General features: G+C 68.0%; 14 protein-coding genes and 1 tRNA gene. 5 read left to right on the plus strand and 10 right to left on the minus strand.

Going from position 1 to position 17419, the window contains the following annotated elements:
• Positions 1-68 precede the first annotated feature (68 nt).
• The 3 genes from IEW01_RS08135 to IEW01_RS08145 all read right to left on the minus strand — a co-directional run bounded on the left by IEW01_RS08135 (position 69) and on the right by IEW01_RS08145 (position 7958).
• Positions 69-761, minus strand: a complete 693-nt coding sequence (locus IEW01_RS08135; protein ID WP_188527112.1) for a Hint domain-containing protein — start codon at positions 759-761, stop codon at positions 69-71.
• A gap of 580 nt (positions 762-1341) precedes the next feature.
• Entirely contained in the window at positions 1342-6852 is a 5511-nt protein-coding gene (locus tag IEW01_RS08140) for an Ig-like domain-containing protein (protein ID WP_188527113.1), read from the minus strand.
• A gap of 1019 nt (positions 6853-7871) precedes the next feature.
• A tRNA-Leu gene (locus tag IEW01_RS08145) sits at positions 7872-7958 on the minus strand.
• A gap of 124 nt (positions 7959-8082) precedes the next feature.
• Here IEW01_RS08145 and IEW01_RS08150 point away from each other — a divergent pair.
• Together IEW01_RS08150 and IEW01_RS08155 are read left to right on the plus strand one after the other, a co-directional pair.
• On the plus strand, positions 8083-8661 hold the full coding sequence (locus IEW01_RS08150) for a YqaA family protein (RefSeq protein WP_188527114.1): 579 nt from the start codon (positions 8083-8085) through the stop codon (positions 8659-8661).
• Positions 8658-9149, plus strand: a complete 492-nt coding sequence (locus tag IEW01_RS08155; protein ID WP_188527115.1) for a disulfide bond formation protein B — start codon at positions 8658-8660, stop codon at positions 9147-9149. The genes IEW01_RS08150 and IEW01_RS08155 overlap by 4 nt, the downstream gene beginning before the upstream one ends.
• A 116-nt stretch (positions 9150-9265) precedes the next feature.
• Here the strand turns inward: IEW01_RS08155 and IEW01_RS08160 are convergent, their stop codons facing one another.
• Positions 9266-10003 (minus strand): RNA methyltransferase, encoded by a 738-nt coding sequence (locus IEW01_RS08160; protein ID WP_229738146.1) that lies wholly within the window; start codon positions 10001-10003, stop codon positions 9266-9268.
• Between the two features lie 75 nt (positions 10004-10078).
• Between IEW01_RS08160 and IEW01_RS08165 the strand changes: the two genes are divergently transcribed.
• Both IEW01_RS08165 and IEW01_RS08170 read left to right on the plus strand, forming a co-directional pair.
• On the plus strand, positions 10079-10408 hold the full coding sequence (locus tag IEW01_RS08165) for a TfoX/Sxy family protein (protein WP_188527116.1): 330 nt from the start codon (positions 10079-10081) through the stop codon (positions 10406-10408).
• Between the two features lie 53 nt (positions 10409-10461).
• Entirely contained in the window at positions 10462-11082 is a 621-nt protein-coding gene (locus tag IEW01_RS08170) for a thiamine phosphate synthase (RefSeq protein ID WP_188527117.1), read from the plus strand.
• A 133-nt stretch (positions 11083-11215) separates the two neighbouring features.
• Here the strand turns inward: IEW01_RS08170 and olsA are convergent, their stop codons facing one another.
• From olsA to IEW01_RS08185, 3 genes are all read right to left on the minus strand, one after another.
• Positions 11216-12055 carry a lyso-ornithine lipid O-acyltransferase gene (olsA, locus tag IEW01_RS08175; RefSeq protein ID WP_188527118.1) on the minus strand — a complete coding sequence of 280 codons (840 nt, stop codon included), beginning with the start codon at positions 12053-12055 and terminating at the stop codon, positions 11216-11218.
• Positions 12052-12822, minus strand: a complete 771-nt coding sequence (gene olsB / locus IEW01_RS08180; protein WP_188527119.1) for an L-ornithine N(alpha)-acyltransferase — start codon at positions 12820-12822, stop codon at positions 12052-12054. The genes olsA and olsB overlap by 4 nt, the downstream gene beginning before the upstream one ends.
• Positions 12823-13078: 256 nt before the next feature.
• The gene (locus tag IEW01_RS08185; RefSeq protein WP_188527120.1) at positions 13079-13261 is read right to left on the minus strand and encodes a DUF3553 domain-containing protein; all 183 of its coding nucleotides are present in this window, start codon (positions 13259-13261) and stop codon (positions 13079-13081) included.
• A gap of 28 nt (positions 13262-13289) precedes the next feature.
• Between IEW01_RS08185 and IEW01_RS08190 the strand changes: the two genes are divergently transcribed.
• Positions 13290-13886 carry a histidine phosphotransferase family protein gene (locus IEW01_RS08190; RefSeq protein WP_188527121.1) on the plus strand — a complete coding sequence of 199 codons (597 nt, stop codon included), beginning with the start codon at positions 13290-13292 and terminating at the stop codon, positions 13884-13886.
• A gap of 2 nt (positions 13887-13888) precedes the next feature.
• On the opposite strand, the gene IEW01_RS08195 is transcribed toward IEW01_RS08190, so the two are convergent.
• From IEW01_RS08195 to obgE, 3 genes are all read right to left on the minus strand, one after another.
• Complete coding sequence (locus tag IEW01_RS08195) at positions 13889-15142, minus strand: glutamate-5-semialdehyde dehydrogenase (RefSeq protein WP_188527122.1); 1254 nt, start codon at positions 15140-15142, stop codon at positions 13889-13891.
• A gap of 129 nt (positions 15143-15271) precedes the next feature.
• Positions 15272-16378 (minus strand): glutamate 5-kinase, encoded by a 1107-nt coding sequence (gene proB, locus IEW01_RS08200; protein ID WP_188527123.1) that lies wholly within the window; start codon positions 16376-16378, stop codon positions 15272-15274.
• The gene (gene obgE, locus IEW01_RS08205) at positions 16366-17415 is read right to left on the minus strand and encodes a GTPase ObgE (RefSeq protein WP_188527124.1); all 1050 of its coding nucleotides are present in this window, start codon (positions 17413-17415) and stop codon (positions 16366-16368) included. The genes proB and obgE overlap by 13 nt, the downstream gene beginning before the upstream one ends.
• Positions 17416-17419: the final 4 nt, after the last annotated feature.

Raw genomic sequence — 17419 nt, forward strand, 5'->3', positions numbered from 1 at the left:
GTGCGAACGCCGGGCCCCTTGCGGGCGCCCGGCGCTCAGACATCCCCCCAGGGACGATTCTCATTCTGTCAGATCGAGGCGATCAGCTGCGCTTCCCGGTCGTCGATCGTCACCCGCATCTCGACGTAATTCGCGGCGGTGGTGTCGTAGCGCAGGCGCGGCACCGCCTCGGTCATCGCGTGCCATTCTTCCGGATGCGCCACGCGGATCGACCACATGTCGGGCGCGAAGCTCTCCATCCAGAGGCCGTTGACCCGGATCATCTGGTGGCTGTCGAGCAAGGGGTGGCTCCAGCGTGCAACCGAGCGCGGCACGATTTCGACACCATCGAGATGGGTGAGATCCCCCGCCGCCGCGAGCACCTCGTCGGTGCCGAACAGAACCTGGTTGAGCGGGCTGCGCACCAGCAGCCGCTGCCCGGGCGCAAGCACGAGGTTGCCACCCTCCGGGGTGCTGCCGAGCGCGCCGGCGCGGATGCGCACCGGGCCCGGCCCGGCCGGCATCGCGGCGTCTGCGGTGGCTTCCGGCACGTCGTAAACCACGGTGGAGGTGCCGATCCAGCGCAGCGGCTGAAGCCCGGCGTCGCGCGTCACGAGCTTGTCGCCCACGCGCAGATCGCGCGCCAGCACCGGGCCGCGCGCGGTTTCCACAAGCGCGGCCTGCGCCAGGCCGGAGGTGGCGAAGACCGGCGCGGCCATCTCGCCGAGCCCCCTGAACGCATCGCCGCGCGGATCGAGCGCGGGCGGAAGGTCGTTTTCCACGGCCGGTGAACGAAAGTGCAGCATGGTTTCAACCCCGTCAGGTCGGATCAAATCGTCGGACAGGGTCAGGCTACCCGTCAAAGGTGCCCCGATTGTGAAGAGATTCGGTAAATTGTGCCCGAATTGCTGGCCGGAGAACCGCTGAAAGCCAGTTGTTTTCGGCGGTGCGGCCACATTTCCGCCCGATTTCGCCACAATTCGCGCGATCCGGCCCCGGGTGCGGCAGGCCCGTTGATCCCGCGCCGAGGCCCTTTTGCGGCGACCGATTCGCCTTGTTTTCCTGCGTGACGGCGCTTGTTCCGGTTTGGAGACAATTCGCCCTTGTGTGGCAAGATTGGTGACTAAGGCGAAACAATGGCACCGATGCGGCCTCGGCGCCCTTTCAGTAATCCCGCGATATCATCGCCCCGGCGGCGGGCCGAAATGAAAACAATCCCGCAGTCACCCGCGAGATTGTTTCAAAACCGGAAACAGCGTGGCCTTCGGCGCGCGAAGCCCGTCTCGGCACCAGGTGCCGGGGGCAGCCCCTCCCCTTTTCCAGCCTGGGTCGCCCGCCGGAGCCGCCGGCGGGCGCGCTGCATCACTCCCCGACGAGCATCCGGGCTTCGTGCTTCTTGAGGATCCGCCGGGCGGCGGTGTAATCCTCGATCCCGTCGCGCGTATCGAGCTCGGGGAAAAGTTCGAACAGTTCCTGACGCTGGGCGTTGCCGATGCCCTTGAGCGAATGATCGCCCGGCTGGAAGCTTTCCGTCCACGCCCCGTCCGAGAGCACCACTTCGTGGTGTTCGAACATGAAGTGCAGGTAGGTCACCCCCAGCGGCTCGACGGTCATGATCCCCTTGTTGTCGACAAGGTGTTTCGCCGCCGCCAGCACTTCGCGCTCGTCGAAGTAGAGCGTGGTGCGATCGTTGGCCACCAGCACGCGGTGGTTCGGGCTGACCATCATGTCGCGCTCGGGCAGGCCGTTGCCGAGCGCGCCGGCGCGGATCAGGACCGGCTTGAGGTGGTCGGAAACCGCCAACTCCTTGAAACCGATCGGCTTGTGGCCGACCCACTTGATCTCCTGGATGCCGTTGTCGCGGGTAATCACCCGGTCGCCGGCCTTCAGCTCTTCCACCCGGCGCTCGCCCTTCGGCGTCGCGATCATGGTGCCCGGCGTGAAGCAGGGGATCACGTTCTCGATCTCGTAGAAGTTCAGCGTGCCGGCCGCATCGCCGTTCTCGTCGAAGTAGGAGACGAAGCCGTCTTCCTTGTCGGCCGAAGTATAGGTGACCTTGAGCGAACCGTTATTCGGGGCCGAGCCGTTGAGATCGAGCGTGTCGAAATCGTCGCCGCCTTCGCCACCGTAGATCAGATCGTCGGCATTGACGTTGACGAAGCTGTCGCGGTCGTCGCCGCCATACATCTCGTCATTGCCCGCGCCGCCATCGATCAGGTCGCTGCCGGCGCCGCCATGAAGCTCGTCATTGCCCTCGCCGCCGTAGATCGTGTCGTTGTCGATGCCGCCGTCGATGAAATCGTCACCCTCGTCGCCGTAGAGGATATCGGCATCGTCCTGGCCGTAGATGGTGTCGTTGCCGGCACCGCCATAGATCACGTCGATGCCGTTATCGGGCCGCGGGTCGATATCATCGGGGAGGTTGAGCGGGTCGAGCGACGGATCCGGGCCGAGGCCGCCATAGATCACGTCATCACCATCGCCGCCATGGATCGTGTCGGAACCGTGTCCGCCGATGATCGTGTCGTTGCCGGCGTCGCCGTAGATCAGATCGTCGTCGAGCCCGCCGTCGATGGTGTCGTCGCCGGCACCACCATGGATCGTGTCCTGGTCGTCGCCAGTGAGGATTGTGTCGTTGCCATCGCCGCCTTCGACGTAGTCGCGATCGTCGAACTTGTCGCTGTCTTCCGGCACCAGCGGCGGGAAGCCGTAGTCCGAGGCCGGGTTGGAGCCCGAGGTGTCGATGTAATCGTCCCCGGCGCCGCCGTAGACGGTATCGGAGCCATCGCCGCCGATGATCGTGTCGTTGCCGTCTTCGCCATGGATCACGTCATCACCGGCGCCGCCGACGATATGGTCGTCGCCAAGCCCGGCAAACACCGTGTCGTCGCCGTCGCCGGCGAGGATCACATCGTCGTTGGGCTGAGCGCCCGGCAGGATCGCGTCGTTCGCGTCGACCATGTCGCCTTCCGGATCGTCCATGTAATTCACGTCGATCAGGTCGTCGCCAACGGTGCCGGACACGATCCCGTCGTTGACCATCAGGGTCACGACCGCGCTGTCGGTTCCGCCGTTGCCGTCGGAGATGGTGTAGTCGATCGTGGTTTCCCCGAAGAAATCGGTGCCGGGGGTGAAGGTGATCGTGCCATCGGGGTTGATATCGACCGACCCGTCCGGGCTGGAGGCGCTGATCACGTTCAGCGGATCGCCGTCCGGGTCGCTGTCGTTGGCCAGCACCGAGATCACCACCGGGGTGTTGATCGGGGTGCGGCCGGCGTCATCCTCGGCCACCGGCGCGTCGTTCACCGGGGTCACGTCGATGTTCACCGTCGCCGTGTCGGTCCCGCCATTGCCGTCCGACACCGTGTAGGTGAAACTGTCGGGCCCGTTGTAGTCAGGGTCCGGGGTGTAGGTCAGCGTGCCGTCGGGGTTGATCTCGACCGTGCCGTTGGAGGGATCGCCCACCTCGGTCACCTCGAGCATGTCGCCGTCGACGTCGCTGTCGTTCGCCAGCACGTCGATCACCACCGCCGTGTCCTCGTCGGTGCTGGTGCTGTCGTCACCCGCCACCGGCGCGTCGTTCACCGGGGTCACCTCGACGCTCACCGTCGCGGTGTCGGTGCCGCCATTGCCGTCGGAGACGGTATAGGCGATCGTCGTGCTGCCGTTGAAGTTCTCGTCCGGCGTGAAGGTGAGCGTGCCGTCGGGGTTGATCTCGACCATGCCGTCCGGGCTCGTCGCCTCGGTCACCGTCAGCAAATCGCCGTCCGGGTCGCTGTCGTTCGCCAGCACGTCGATCACCACGGCGGTGTCCTCGTCGGTGGTGGCGTCGTCGTCCATCGCCATCGGCGCTTCGTTCTGCGGATCGGTGAGGAATTCCTCGATCTGGCTGAAGCCGAGCGTGTCGCCGTTCTCGAAGGTCACCGTGCCCTTGTAGGCGCCGGCATCGGTATCGTCCTCGATCTTGTCGATGGTCACCTTGCCGGCGCCGCGCAGATCGAGCACGTCGTGGTCGGTGTCTTCATCGGGGCCGTTGCCGCCGACGATCACGTCGCCCGCCCCGTCCTCGGCGCTGGCGACGATGAAGGTATCGTTGCCGCCCTCGCCATGCATCACGTCCGCCCCGGCGCCGCCGGTGATCACGTCATCGCCCGGCGGGCAGTGCTCGCCATCCGGCGCGGTGGTCTCGAAGGTCACGTCGGAAACCCAGATCGCCTGGTCGGTCGCCTCGCCGTTCTGGTAAAGGATCTCGACCCGCGCCACCGGGCCCGCGATCGCCACTTCGACCGATCCCAGCGCATCTTCGGGATCAACATTGCCCTCGTCCGGCGAGGTGCCCGTCACCGTATTGCCGTCCACGTCCTGCACGCCGGTGGGCGTGAGGACCACGTCCACCGCGTTGCCCTCGGCGTCGAAGGCGCGGACGGTCACCCGGTCGATATGATCATCGGCGCTGTAGCCGGTGTCGACATCGTTGAGCCGGAAGAACACGTTCTGCACCTCGTCGCCATAGGCGCTGTCTGTGGCCGAGAAGGCGAGCGAGGTGAGCGAGGTATCCTCGAAGCCGCCATCGCTGCCCACACCATAGAGCATCAGGCTGGAATCGGGATCGAGCCCCTCGCCCGCCTCGGTGTAGACCGTGTCGTCCGAAATCGTCGCGGAGGCGCCATGGTCGAGGGCGCTGAAGGCGATGTTCACGTTTATGCCGCCGGCGTCGTAATCGGTGGAGCCGCCTGGATGGGTGCCGTCGGCCGCCACGTTCTCCCAGACGAGGGTTTTCGCCTCGCCCGGCGCGCCGGGGGTGCCGGGGCCGTAATCGCCGTAGATCGTGTCGTCGCCCGCGCCGCCTTCGATGACATCGTTGCCGGCGCCGCCAAAGATCAGGTCGTCACCCGCGCCGCCGTCGATCACGTCGTCATAGGCTCCCGCCTCGCCGGTCGTGCCGGAGGCCGCGGGATCGTAGGTGGCGTAGAAGTCGGAATAGAGCAGCGTCTCGGTGCCGGAGCCCGTGTTCATCGTCGGCCCGTCGTCCGGCAGCGCCCCGTTGCCATCCGCATCGACGGCGTAGAACTCGGTGGGCTGCACACCGCCCTTGATCGACACGCCGAGCACCACCGAAGCCCCCTCGAGCTCGGGGTTTTCCGCCACGATGAAGCCATGCATCTGGGCGTAGAAATCATCGAGATCGTTGGAGATATGCGTCGGCGTGCCGCCTTCGGGGAACCCGTCGATCTTGATCGCCCGATCATGCTCGCCATCGCCATCGGTGTCGAAATAGAACACGATGTTGGAGATGTCCTGCTCCCAGGTCGGGAACAGGTCGCCCGTCTTCCCGCCGGTTTCGCAGGTTTCGTCATCGCCATGGATGGTGTCGTTGCCGTCGCCGCCATGGATCGTGTCGTCGCCCGCGCCGCCATAGATCAGGTCGTCGCCGCCCTCGCCATGGATCACGTCGTCGCCGTCGTTGCCGTAGAGCGTATCGTTGCCCTCTTGCGGCGTGCCATCGCTCACCTCGACGTCGAAGAAAACGTCGGTGATGTTGATGCCGCTGTTGCCGGAACCGTCCTGGTCGTGCTCGATCACGATCCGGGCCACCGGACCGGCGATGCCGACAAGCACGGAGTATTCCGGCGCGTCATCGTCGAGGTATCCGCCCTTGCTGTCGGCGGTATCGGCGCCGGGCACGCTGTCGGTGTCGAGCAGGCTCAGCTTGCTGCCACCGGTCATGTCCACCCGGATCACGTTGTCGTCGGCGTCGTAGGCGGTGACCCGCACCAGGCCGTCGCCGTCGATATCGTTGATCCGGAACGACACGTTCGAAACCGGGTCGGAGAAGGCCAGCTGGTAATCGCCCTCGTTGCCCTCGCCGTTGGTGATGCTCTCGAAGGAACTGTCGTCATCGACCGGGTCGCCATCGTCCACGATCCCGTCGGTGTTCTGCGTGGTCACCTCGAAGCGCGAGTCGGTGTGGCCAGTTTCGGTCAGGATCGAGAAGGTCACATCGACGTTGCCGGTGTTCTGGGTGAAGCCGTCGGCATCGGTTCCGCTGCCGAAATTCGGCGCCTCCGACCAGTTGAGGCTCTCGCGCAGGGTGACGGTTTCGGCCGCGCCGGAATCGCCATAGATCACGTCGTCGCCCGCGCCGCCGAAGACGGTGTCGTCACCCGCGCCCGCGTACACGGTATCATTGCCCGCACCCGCGACGATCACGTCATCGTCCGGCGCCGCACCGGACAGGATCGCATCGCCCGCGTCGACCATGTCGCCATCGGGGTCGCCGTCATAGGCAAGGTCGATCAGGTCGTCGCCCGCCGTGCCCTCAACGATGCCATCGCGGGTATCGTGCACCGCGTTGAAGCCCATGTCGGTGATCTTGATATGGCCCGACTCGTCGTCGCTGCCGCCGTGGTAGTGGATGATGACCAGTTCCACGATCGGCCCGGCGATCGAGACGGTCATGCCCTCTTCGTCAAGCTTCGTTCCGCCTTCGATGGTGTTGCCGCTCACCGTCTGCTCCGCCTGCAGATCGGAAAAGTCGACGTCGACGAGATCGCCGTTGGCGTCATAGGCGAGGATCGTCACCTTGTCGTCCCAGTCGTGCCCCTGGTCGATATCCTTGATCTGGAAGTTGAGGTCGGTCACCGCCGTGTCGAAGGTGATGACGGCGCGGGTCGGCTCCTCGACATCATCCGATTTGAGTTCGCCGTACTTGAGCCGGAATTCATCGTCATCGCCGTTGTCCGGCGTCGACACCGTGACCCCGACGGGATCGGCCCCGGAAGAGGAGACGAGCTGCGCAGAGCCGTCGGCGCCGGTCAGATCCCAGTCGAGAAGGTAGTCGCCGGTCGGCGTGTAGGAGGTCGAATAGGTCATCTCAAAGGTTCCCTTGCTCAAGTCCGCGGCGAGCGGCGGTAGGCGCAACCGCGTCACGAGGATGGTTATCTGAATTGGCCGAAACTGGCCGGCGCTCGTTGGTCATGATGTCATGGGGTGAGGGCACAGCCGCGCCGATCCCACTCGCGCGGGGCGCGGCGCAGACCTGATCGGTTTCCAACATCGGTGGCATGTCCCTACTGTCCCCTCGCTCAACACTCGTCACGTCCCGACCCTGGGCGATGCCCGGCCACGGAATGCCGCACATTCGACCATCTGGCCCTTCTGCCTGGGAATTCGGAGAGCGGGCCATAACGACCCTGCGGCGCGCGTCATGACAGACCCCCCGATCCATCACCCTCGCGACACCGCGCGCCCGCCACGATCGGCGAAATCGGCGCACACTCCGACCCCACGGAAATACCATGGTCTCGGTGCGGCCGCCCCCGTGGCCTGCAAACATCACCCCCCAGTCGGGCAACGCCAAATTACCCCCGTCCAGACGGTAAAAAAAGGGATTTCTCGGCGCGCGTCGGCGATGGCGGGTGCAAGATGGTTAACCCGGCGGCACGTTTTGGCCACCTTTTCGCCGGAGGATCCCCCTCGATTGTTTCCTGCCCGGCAACCGGTTCAACCCCCGGGAGAAGGCCGCCGAAACGGTCGCGCGTGGTTATCCCCGTAAACCCTCGGTTATCCACAGATATCCCGGTCTCGAGCCCGGGAATCCGCCCCCGGCGATGTTTCCGTGGCGTGAACAAAGCGCCGGCGCGTAATGCCGAATGAATTGGCACGCATTTGCCACAATCTTGTCGAAATTCGGCCATGCCGATGTTTGCGTCATCGCGCCAATCACCCCGGTTGGGGTCCATCGGTGCAGATTCGCGAACATGCCGATGGCCTCGAATCGCTCGCCCCCGATTTCAGCCACGTCAGCACCCGCGAGCACCGCCTCACCGGCGGGGCCGCAGACCGGCCGACCCGCCTCCCGGCGACGGACGGAACCCTGAAGTGTGTTGAAATGGTGCCCGAGGTGGGACTCGAACCCACAAGGTGTTGCCACCGGCGGATTTTGAATCCGCTGCGTCTACCGGTTCCGCCACTCGGGCACGCGCGTACCTGTAGCCGCGCCCCCCGGTGTCGTCAATCGCGAGATCGCCCTGCCCCGGCCGGGCCTCGGCCCTTGACCCCGCCCCGCCCGCGTGCTGCATAGCATCCAGACCCGGGGCCCACATGCTGCGCAAACTCTACGACTGGACAATCCGGCTCGCCGAGAGCCCGCACGCTCTCTGGGCGCTGGCGCTCGTCGCCTTCCTCGAAAGCTCCGTCTTCCCGATTCCGCCCGACGTGATCATGATCCCGATGATCATCGCCGCCCCGCGCAAGGCCTTCCTGATCGCGGGCGTGGCGCTCGCGGCCTCGGTCACCGGCGGCGTGCTGGGCTACGTCATCGGCTGGGGCCTGTTCGAGAGCGTCGGCCGCCCGGTGCTCGAATTCTACGGCAAGGACGCCTATTTCGACAGCTTCCGCCAGAGCTACAACGATTTCGGCGCCTGGGCCGTTCTGATTGCCGGCGTCACCCCCTTCCCCTACAAGGTGATCACGATCCTGTCGGGCGTCACCGGCCTCAACTTCGGCGTCTTCATGGTCGCCAGCGTGATCGCGCGGGGCCTGCGCTTCTTCCTCGTGGCGGCGCTGTTGTGGAAGTTCGGGGCCCCGATCCGCGATTTCATCGAACGTCGGCTCGGGCTGATGTTCATCCTTTTCGTGATCCTGCTCCTCGGGGGCTTCTACGCGGTGCAATACCTATGACCACGCTCACCTCCCGCCAACTCATCCTCGCCGCCACGCTGTTCTCGGTGGTCTCCTCGCTTGGCGCCTGGGGCTTCCAGGCGCTCGGCTACGAGCCCTGCCAGCTGTGCTATACGCAACGCTACCCGCATTACGCCGCCGTGGTGATCGGCGCGCTGGCGCTGGCCACCGGCTGGCACCGGCTGGCCTGGGCCGGCGCGCTGGCGGCCCTCGCCACCTCGGCGGTGGGCTTCTACCACAGCGGCGTCGAGCGCAAATGGTGGCCCGGCCCCGCATCCTGCTCGGGCGGCGGCGACATTTCCGGCCTCAGCCCCGAGGACCTGCTCGCCCAGCTCACCGCCACCGATTTCGTGCCCTGCGACGAGATCCCCTGGCGGCTGTCGGACGCGATCCCGTGGCAGGGGCTCGACATCACCATGGCCAACCTCAACGCCGTCGGCGCGCTCGTCGCGGCCTTCGTCTGGATCGCCGCCGCGCGCCGCGCCTGATCGCTTCTTGGGTCCAGAAATACCTCGGGGGGTGAATTGGCCGTGAGGCCAAGAGGGGGGCAGCGCCCCCCTTTCACATCAAAAAGAGCGCGGCGCAGCCGCACCGCCTGACCGCCTCAGCCGCGCGCCCGCAGCAACTGGCGCAGGATCCCGTGCAGCCGCTGCACATCGGCCCGGCTGAGCCCGAGCCGCGTCCACATGTTGCGCAAGGTCAGCTTCATCCCCTCCGCCTTGGTCTCGGGAAAGAAGAACCCGGCGCGCTCCAGCTCGGTCTCGAAATGCTCCGCCAGTTTCTCGACCTCGATCGCCTGCGCGAAATCGGTATTTGCGAGCACCTCGTGCGCCACGTCGCCACCCTGCCGGCGCCACTCGTAGGCCACCAGGAGCACAGTCTGGGCGAGGTTGAGCGAGAAGAAGTCGGGGTTCACCGGCACCGTGATGATGGCATTGGCGCGCGCGATATCCTCGTTTTCCAGCCCGGCGCGCTCGGGGCCGAACAGGATCGCCACCTTGCGCCCCGCCGCCGTCATCGCGCGAGCCTGTTCCATCGCCCGCTCGGGGCTGAGCACCGGCTTGGACAGTTCGCGCCCGCGCGCGGTGGTGGCGAAGACGTAGTCGCAATCGGCGATCGCCCCGGGCAGCGTGTCGAACACGCCGGCGACGTCGAGCACCCGCCCGGCGCCGGAGGCCATCGCCACCGCCTTGGGGTTGGGCCAGCCGTCGCGCGGGGCGACGAGGCGCATGCCGTCGAGCCCGAAGTTCAGCATCGCACGCGCCGCCGCGCCGATGTTCTCGCCCATCTGGGGCCGGACCAGCACGATCGCCGGCATCGCCACCTGTGAGTGCTCGCTCATTTTACACGCTTCCCTGCTGCCGCGCCGGGGTGATAGGCTGGATGGCAATGACAACGCAAGCAGGGAGGGGCCGCGATGTCATACGACGAGGGATTGGCGGACCTGATGCGGAGCGATCTCGCCGACACGCCCGGCATTGCCGAGAAGCGAATGTTCGGCGGCATCGCCTTCATGCTCGACGGCAACATGCTCTGCGGCGTCCACCCCGGCGCGGCGATGTTCCGCGTCGGCAAGGACAACGAGCCTTTCGCGCTGGCGATCCCGGGGGCGCGCCAGATGGCGCTCACCGGGCGGCGCATGGGCGGCTTCGTCGAGGTCGACGCCGAGGCGATGGCCGACGAGACCCGCCGCACCCGGATGCTCGATCTCGCCTTCGATTTCGTCCGCGCCCTGCCCGCGAAGTAGCCAAGCGGTGCGAAACCGGCTATAGCGCGGCAAACCGTCAAGGGAGCCGCCAGATGGCCGATACCGAGCAGCCGCAGCTTTATCTCGTCACCCCGCCGCAGATCGACCTCGAGGTCTTCCCCGAGCAGCTCGGCCGCGCCCTCGACGCCGTCGAGATCGCCTGCCTGCGGCTCGATCTCGCCAGCCGCGACGAAGACCTGATCGCGCGCGCCGCCGATGCCTGCCGCGAGGTGGCGCATGGGCGCGACGTGGCGCTGGTGATCGCCGACCACGTGTTGATGGTGGAGCGTCTCGGGCTCGACGGCGTGCATTTCTCCGACGGCGCGCGGCACGTGCGCAAGGCCCGCGCCGATCTCGGCGGCGATGCCATCGTCGGCGCCTTCTGCGCCGCCTCGCGCCACGACGGGATGACAGCGGGCGAACACGGCGCCGACTACGTCGCCTTCGGCCCGGTCGGCGCCAGCCAGCTCGGCGTCGGCAGCGTCGCCGAGCACGAGCTGTTCGACTGGTGGTCGAAGATGATCGAGGTGCCAGTGGTGGCCGAGGCCGGCTTCACCGAAGACCTGGTGCGCAGCCTCGCCCCGGTGGCCGATTTCCTCGCCTTCGGCGAAGAAGTCTGGCGCAGCGACGATCCGGTGGCACAGCTCACCCGCCTCGCCGCCGCGCGCGGCTGACCCGGCCCCGGCCTCGAAACGCGCTTCCGGCTTCTTGGGTCGGCAAATACCTCGGGGGGTGAATTGGCCGTGAGGCCAAGAGGGGGGCAGCGCCCCCCTTCGCGTCGTCCCCGGCGCAGCCGGGGGCGAAACCTCACAACGCCCCTTTTGCGATCTCCACGTCCAGCGGCGTGCGCACCGCCTGTTCGCAATAGCCCGCCAGAGCCTTGCGGTCGGCGAACTCCGACACCGCCACCGGCTCATGGTAGACGAGCTCCACCGAGCCCTGCGGCCATTGCGCCAGCACCTTGAGAAGGTGCGGCCCCATGTCCTGCGCCCCCCACCAGCCGAAGAACCGCGCGTCGCGCCCCTTCGGCGCGCGGTAGATCACCGTGACCGGCTGAACCTGCATCCAGTCGCGCAGGGCATCGTCGAAGAAGGCGGCGAACAGCGTGGTCTTGAACGGCAGCACCCGGCGCGAATCCGTCGATGTTCCCTCGGGGAAGAACAAAAGCTTGTGCCCCGCCGCGAGCCGGTCGCGAAACAGCGCCACCTGCGCCCCCGCCTCGCGCCGTTCGCGCTTGATGAAAACCGTGCCGGTGGCCTTGGCCAGCAGGTTGATGCCGGGCCAGCCCGCGACCTCGGCCTTGGAGACGAAATAGACGCGCTTGCGCGCGTTCAGCACGAAGATGTCGAGCCAGGAGGCATGGTTGGCCACCACCGCGCCCTTGGCGCGCATCTGCCGGCCGGTGACGGTGAGTTTCAGCCCGAGGATCGCCAGGCTGAGGCGGCAGACGGTTTGCGTGATCCAGGGCGTGAGCGGCCGGCGCAGGCCGTAGAGCGGCTTCTCGACCAGTCGCAGCACATACATCGCCACCAGCCCGGTGACGATCACCAGCACGATCGCCGGCCCCCGGATCGCCGCGCGCAGCCAGCCGAGCGGCGAGACCCGCACCGCTTCCGGCTCGGACCCGTCCTTCCAGACCACGCTCACGTCGGGTCCTCGCGCGCATAGATCGCCCGCACCGAGTCCGGCACCCGGGCGATATCGACCACCACGCAGACGTCGGTGGTGTTGAACGGCGCGTCGATGAAGGCGCCCTCGCCGACGAAACCGCCGAGCCTCAGGTAGGCCTTGATCAGCGCCGGCACCGCGCGCATCGCCGCCACCCGGTCGATCTCGGCCTCCGGCACCAGGTCCATGCGCTGGAAATGTTCCGGCAGCGCGCGCACCCGCAACGCCGGCGGCGCGAGATGGCGGTGATGCAGAAGCGAGAGCGGCTGCGCCAGCGGCGCCGGGTCGCTGCCATGAAACGAGGCCACGCCGAACATCACCTCGATGCCATGGCACTCGACATAGCCAAGCAAGCCGCGCCAAAGCTGCATCAGCGCCGCGCCGCCACGGTAGTCGGGATGCACGCAGGACCGGCCGAGCTCCAGCAGCCGCCGCCCGGAGGCCTTGAGCACGCCAAGGTCGTATTCGCTTTCGGAGTAGTAGCGCCCCACCCGGTGCACCATGTCGTCGCGCATCAGCCGGTAGACACCGATCGCCGCATCGCCCGGGCGCGCCCTGTCGAACAGCAGCAGGTGATCGTAATGGGCGTCGAAAGCATCGCGTTCGAGCCGCGCCGCGTGATCGACCAGCGCGCCGTCGCCGCCCAGTTCTTCCACGAAAACCTCGTAGCGCAACCGCTGTGCCGCGCGAATGTCGGCCTCGCCCGCGGCCAGCCTCAGCTCGAACTCCGGTCTGTGCGCTGCCATGCCCAGCCTCTCCTTCGCGCGCCGTCTTCCGCGCCTCGCCGAAAGCCCCTGTTCCGGGGTCGCGCGGCCCCGCGCGAAACGCGTCGGCCCGGCGCGGCGCCTCGCCTCGATCTCGCCGCGGCTTCACCGCGCAACGCTTTAGGTCGCCCCTGCGGATTTGGCAACCGGCGCGCGGCCGCAAACCGGTTGCTTCGCCTCATGGTTGTGCTAGCTTCTACCCATGAGCCTCATGATTGCACCACGCCAAAGCCGCGCCTCAGGTCTCGAGGATCGGATCGAGGTCGACCCGGGCGATGTCGATCACCACCTTGCCGGCGTGCTCGAAATTGACCGTTACCTTGCCGCCGATATTCGACTGCACCTGGCCACGCCCCCAATCGGGCCGGCCGGGATGGCGCACCAGCATTCCCGGCTCCAGCATCGATCCTGTTCCAGCCATGATCTTCCCCTTTCCGACGGAGCCGCCGATGTCCGACGCCCCGCCTGATCTCGTCGCCCTCGTGGGCACGCGCATCGCGCATGACCTCGCCAACCCGATCGGGGCGATCGCCAACGGGGTCGAGCTTCTCGCCCTCACCGGGCAGGACGACAGCCCCGAGCTCCAGCTCCTCGCCGAGAGCGTGGCGAACGCGGCGGCCCGGATCAAGGCCTTTCGCATCGCCTTCGGTGCCGCCCCGCCGGGCCAGCGGGTGAAGGCCGCCGACATCGCCGCGCTGTTTCCCCCCGGTGCGAGCGGCCACAGGCTGGCGGTCGACTGGCAGCCGGAGGCCGACGTGCCGCGCGGCCTGGCCAAGCTCGCCCTGCTCGGGCTGATGTGCCTCGAAACCGCGATGCCGAGGGGCGGCGAGGCGCGCGTAACCGCGCATGGCGCGGGCTACCGGGTCACCGGCTCGGGACCACGGCTCGCCCTGCCCGAAGGGCTCAGGGCCGCGCTCGACGGCGCGCCGCCCGCCGATCTCGCCCCGGCGCATGTCCACTTCGCCCTGCTCGCCGGCGAGGCCCGCGCCCAGGGCCGCGCGCTGCATCACGAGATCGGCTCGGCCGGGATCAGCCTCGCCTTCTAGCCTCAGGGCCGCACCGTGCCGTCGCCCTCGACGATATACTTGAAGCTGGTGAGCTGCTCGGCCCCCACCGGCCCGCGCGCGTGCAGCTTGCCGGTGGCGATGCCGATCTCCGCCCCCATGCCGAACTCGCCACCATCGGCGAACTGCGTCGAGGCGTTGCGCATCAGGATCGCGGAATCGACCCGCTCGAAGAAGCGCGCGGCGGCGGCATCATCCTCGGTCAGGATCGCCTCGGTGTGATGCGAGGAATAGCGCCGGATATGCTCGATCGCGCCGTCGATATCCTCCACCACCTTCGCCGCGATCACCGCGTCGAGGTATTCGCGGCCCCAGTCGTCCTCGCCGGCTTCCACGCTGCCCACGAGTCCCGACCCCGCGCGCACCTCCACGCCGGCCGCGATCAAATCGTCGATCACCTGCTGGCCGAGCGCCAAAGCGTCGCGATGCACCAGCAGGCACTCCGCCGCGCCGCAAATCCCGGTGCGCCGGGTCTTGGCGTTCATCACCACCTTGCGGGTCTTCTCCGGGTCGGCGGCCTTGTCGATATAGACATGCACGATACCCTCGAGATGGGCGAACACCGGCACCCGCGCCTCGCGCTGCACCAGCCCAACCAGCCCCTTGCCGCCGCGCGGCACGATCACGTCGACGAACTCCACCATCTGCAGAAGCTCGCTCACCGCCGCCCGGTCGCGCGTCGGCACCAGCTGGATCGCGTCTTCCGGCAGCCCCGCCGAACGCAAGCCATCCACGAGGCAGGCGTGGATCGCCTGTGACGAATGAAAGCTCTCCGAGCCGCCGCGCAGGATCACCGCGTTGCCCGCCTTCAGCGTCAGCGCGCCGGCGTCCGCCGTCACGTTGGGCCGGCTCTCGTAGATCACGCCGATCACCCCGAGCGGGGTGCGCACCCGCTTGATGTGCAGCCCCGAAGGCCTGTCCCACTCCGCCATCACCGCGCCCACCGGGTCGGGAAAACCCGCCACGGCGCGCAGGCCCTCGACGATCCCGGCAATCCGCCCCTCGTCGAGCATCAGCCGGTCCATCATCGCCGGGCTCAGGCCCTTCTCGCGGCCGTAGTCCAGATCCTTCGCGTTCGCCGCGACGATCTCGCCGCGCCGCGCCCAGACCGCATCCGCCGCTGCCTCCAGCGCCGCCGTCTTCGCCGCCGGCGAGGCGAAGGCCAGCTCCGCCGCCGCCGCCCGTGCCCGCGCCCCGATCCCGCGCATCATCGCGTGAATGTCCTGGCCCTCGCTCATCGCTCTTCCTCTCGCATCGTCCCGTCACATCCCCCTTCTTGGGTCCGAAAATACCTCGGGGGTTTGGGGGTGGAACCCCCAATCGAAAAATCCTGCGCGCCGCAGGCGCACCGCTTCACACCGCCGCTCTCAAAGCACCATGTCGTCGCGGTGGACGAGCGCAGCGCGCCCGGGGTAACCCAGCACCGCCTCGATCTGGTCCGACCGCTTGCCGATCAGGGCGCGCGCCTCCTCGGCGGTGTAACGCACGAGGCCCGCGCCGAGCCGCGCGCCATCGGGGCCGAGAATATCCACCGGGTCGCCGCGCCCGAAGGCGCCGTCGACCTCGGTCACGCCCGCGGGCAGGAGCGAGGTGCCCCGCGCCAGCGCGCGCGCCGCACCGGCATCGATTCTGACCGCACCGCGCGGCTTCATCGCCGCGATCCAGTGCTTGCGCGCCGAGGCCGGGGTGAGCCGGGCCTTGAACAGCGTGTGCGGCGCGCCGTCGTCCAGCGCCGCCAGCGGCCGGTGCTGCGCGCCGGCGGCGATGATCAACGCGCAGCCCGCCGCGGTGGCGGTCTTGGCCGCCATGACCTTGGTTTTCATCCCGCCCTTCGAGATGCCGCTCACCCCCTCGCCGGCCTGTGCCTCGAGCGCGGGGGTGATCTCGTCGATCACCGCGTAGCGCTGCGCCGAGGGGTCGGTCTGCGGGTTGGCGGAGTAGAACCCGTCGACATCCGAGAGCAGCACCGCGAGATCGGCGCCGACGGTCACCGCCACCTGAGCCGCCAGCCGGTCGTTGTCGCCGAAACGGATCTCGTCGGTCGCCACGGTGTCGTTCTCGTTCACGATCGGCACGATGCCGAGGCCGAGCAGGGTTTCCATCGTCGCGCGGGTGTTGAGGTAGCGGCGCCGGTCGGCGCTGTCCTCGAGGGTGACGAGCACCTGCGCCGCGGTGATGCCAAGCGGCGCCAGCGCCTCCTCGTAGGCGCGCGCGAGCCGGATCTGGCCCACCGCCGCCGCCGCCTGGCTCTGTTCCAGCGCCAGCCCGCCCCGGGGCAGGCCGAGCACGCCGCGCCCGAGCGCGATCGAGCCGGAGGAGACGAGCACCACGTCGGCGCCGCCCGCCTTCAGCCAGGCCACGTCCTGCGCCAGCCCGGCCAGCCAATCGGCGCGCAGCTTGCCTGTCGCGGCGTCGACGAGCAGCGCCGAGCCGATCTTTACAACGATCCTGCGGGCCTCGGTCAGGGTTGCCACGGCGCGTCCTCTTCGCCTTCGTCGCCTTCCTCGCGCCTGATGCGCAGCCGGTCGCTGTCGATCCGCGCCCGCAGCGCGCGCAGCACCTCCGTCACCCCGGCGCGCGACACGCCCGACATCACCATGACCTCGCCGCCGCAGGCCGCGGCCAGCGCCGCGCGCTTCTCCGCGATGTCTTCCTCGAGCAGGGCGTCGGCCTTGTTGAGCACCGTCACCCGGGGTTTCTCGGCCAGCGCCCCGCCGTAGGCTTCGAGCTCGTGGATGATCGTGGTGTAATCCGCCACCACGTCGTCGGCGGTGCCATCGACGAGGTGCAGGAGCACGGCGCAGCGCTCGACATGGCCGAGAAACTGGTCGCCCAGGCCCCGGCCCTCGTGCGCGCCCTCGATCAGCCCGGGAATATCGGCCACCACGAACTCGACGCCGTCGACCCCGACCACGCCGAGATTGGGCACCAGCGTGGTGAACGGGTAATCGGCGATCTTCGGCCGGGCGTTCGAGGTCGCGGCGAGGAAGGTGGACTTGCCCGCGTTCGGCAAACCCAGCAGCCCGACGTCGGCGATCAGCTTGAGCCGCAGCCAGATCGTGCGCTCGATCCCGGGCAGGCCGGAATTGGCCCGTCGCGGCGCCTGGTTGGTGGCGGTCTTGAAATGCAGGTTGCCGAAGCCGCCATTGCCGCCCTTGGCCAGCACCACGCGCTGGCCCACCTCGGTGAGATCGGCGATCACGCTTTCCTCGTCCTCGTCGAGGATCTCGGTGCCCACCGGCACGCGCAGCACGATATCCTCGCCCGACCTGCCGGTGCGCTGGCTGCCCTGCCCGGGCCGGCCGTTCTCGGCGAAGAAATGCTGCTGGTAGCGGAAATCGATCAGCGTGTTGAGGCCGTCGACGGCTTCCACCACCACGTCGCCGCCGCGGCCGCCGTCGCCGCCGTCGGGGCCGCCGTATTCGATGAACTTCTCGCGCCGGAACGAGATGCAGCCGTTGCCGCCCGAGCCGGAGCGGATGTAGACCTTGGCGAGATCGAGGAATTTCATGAAG

Origin of the sequence: Sinisalibacter lacisalsi (genome assembly GCF_014640115.1) — a bacterium.
GTDB classification, from domain to species: domain Bacteria; phylum Pseudomonadota; class Alphaproteobacteria; order Rhodobacterales; family Rhodobacteraceae; genus Sinisalibacter; species Sinisalibacter lacisalsi.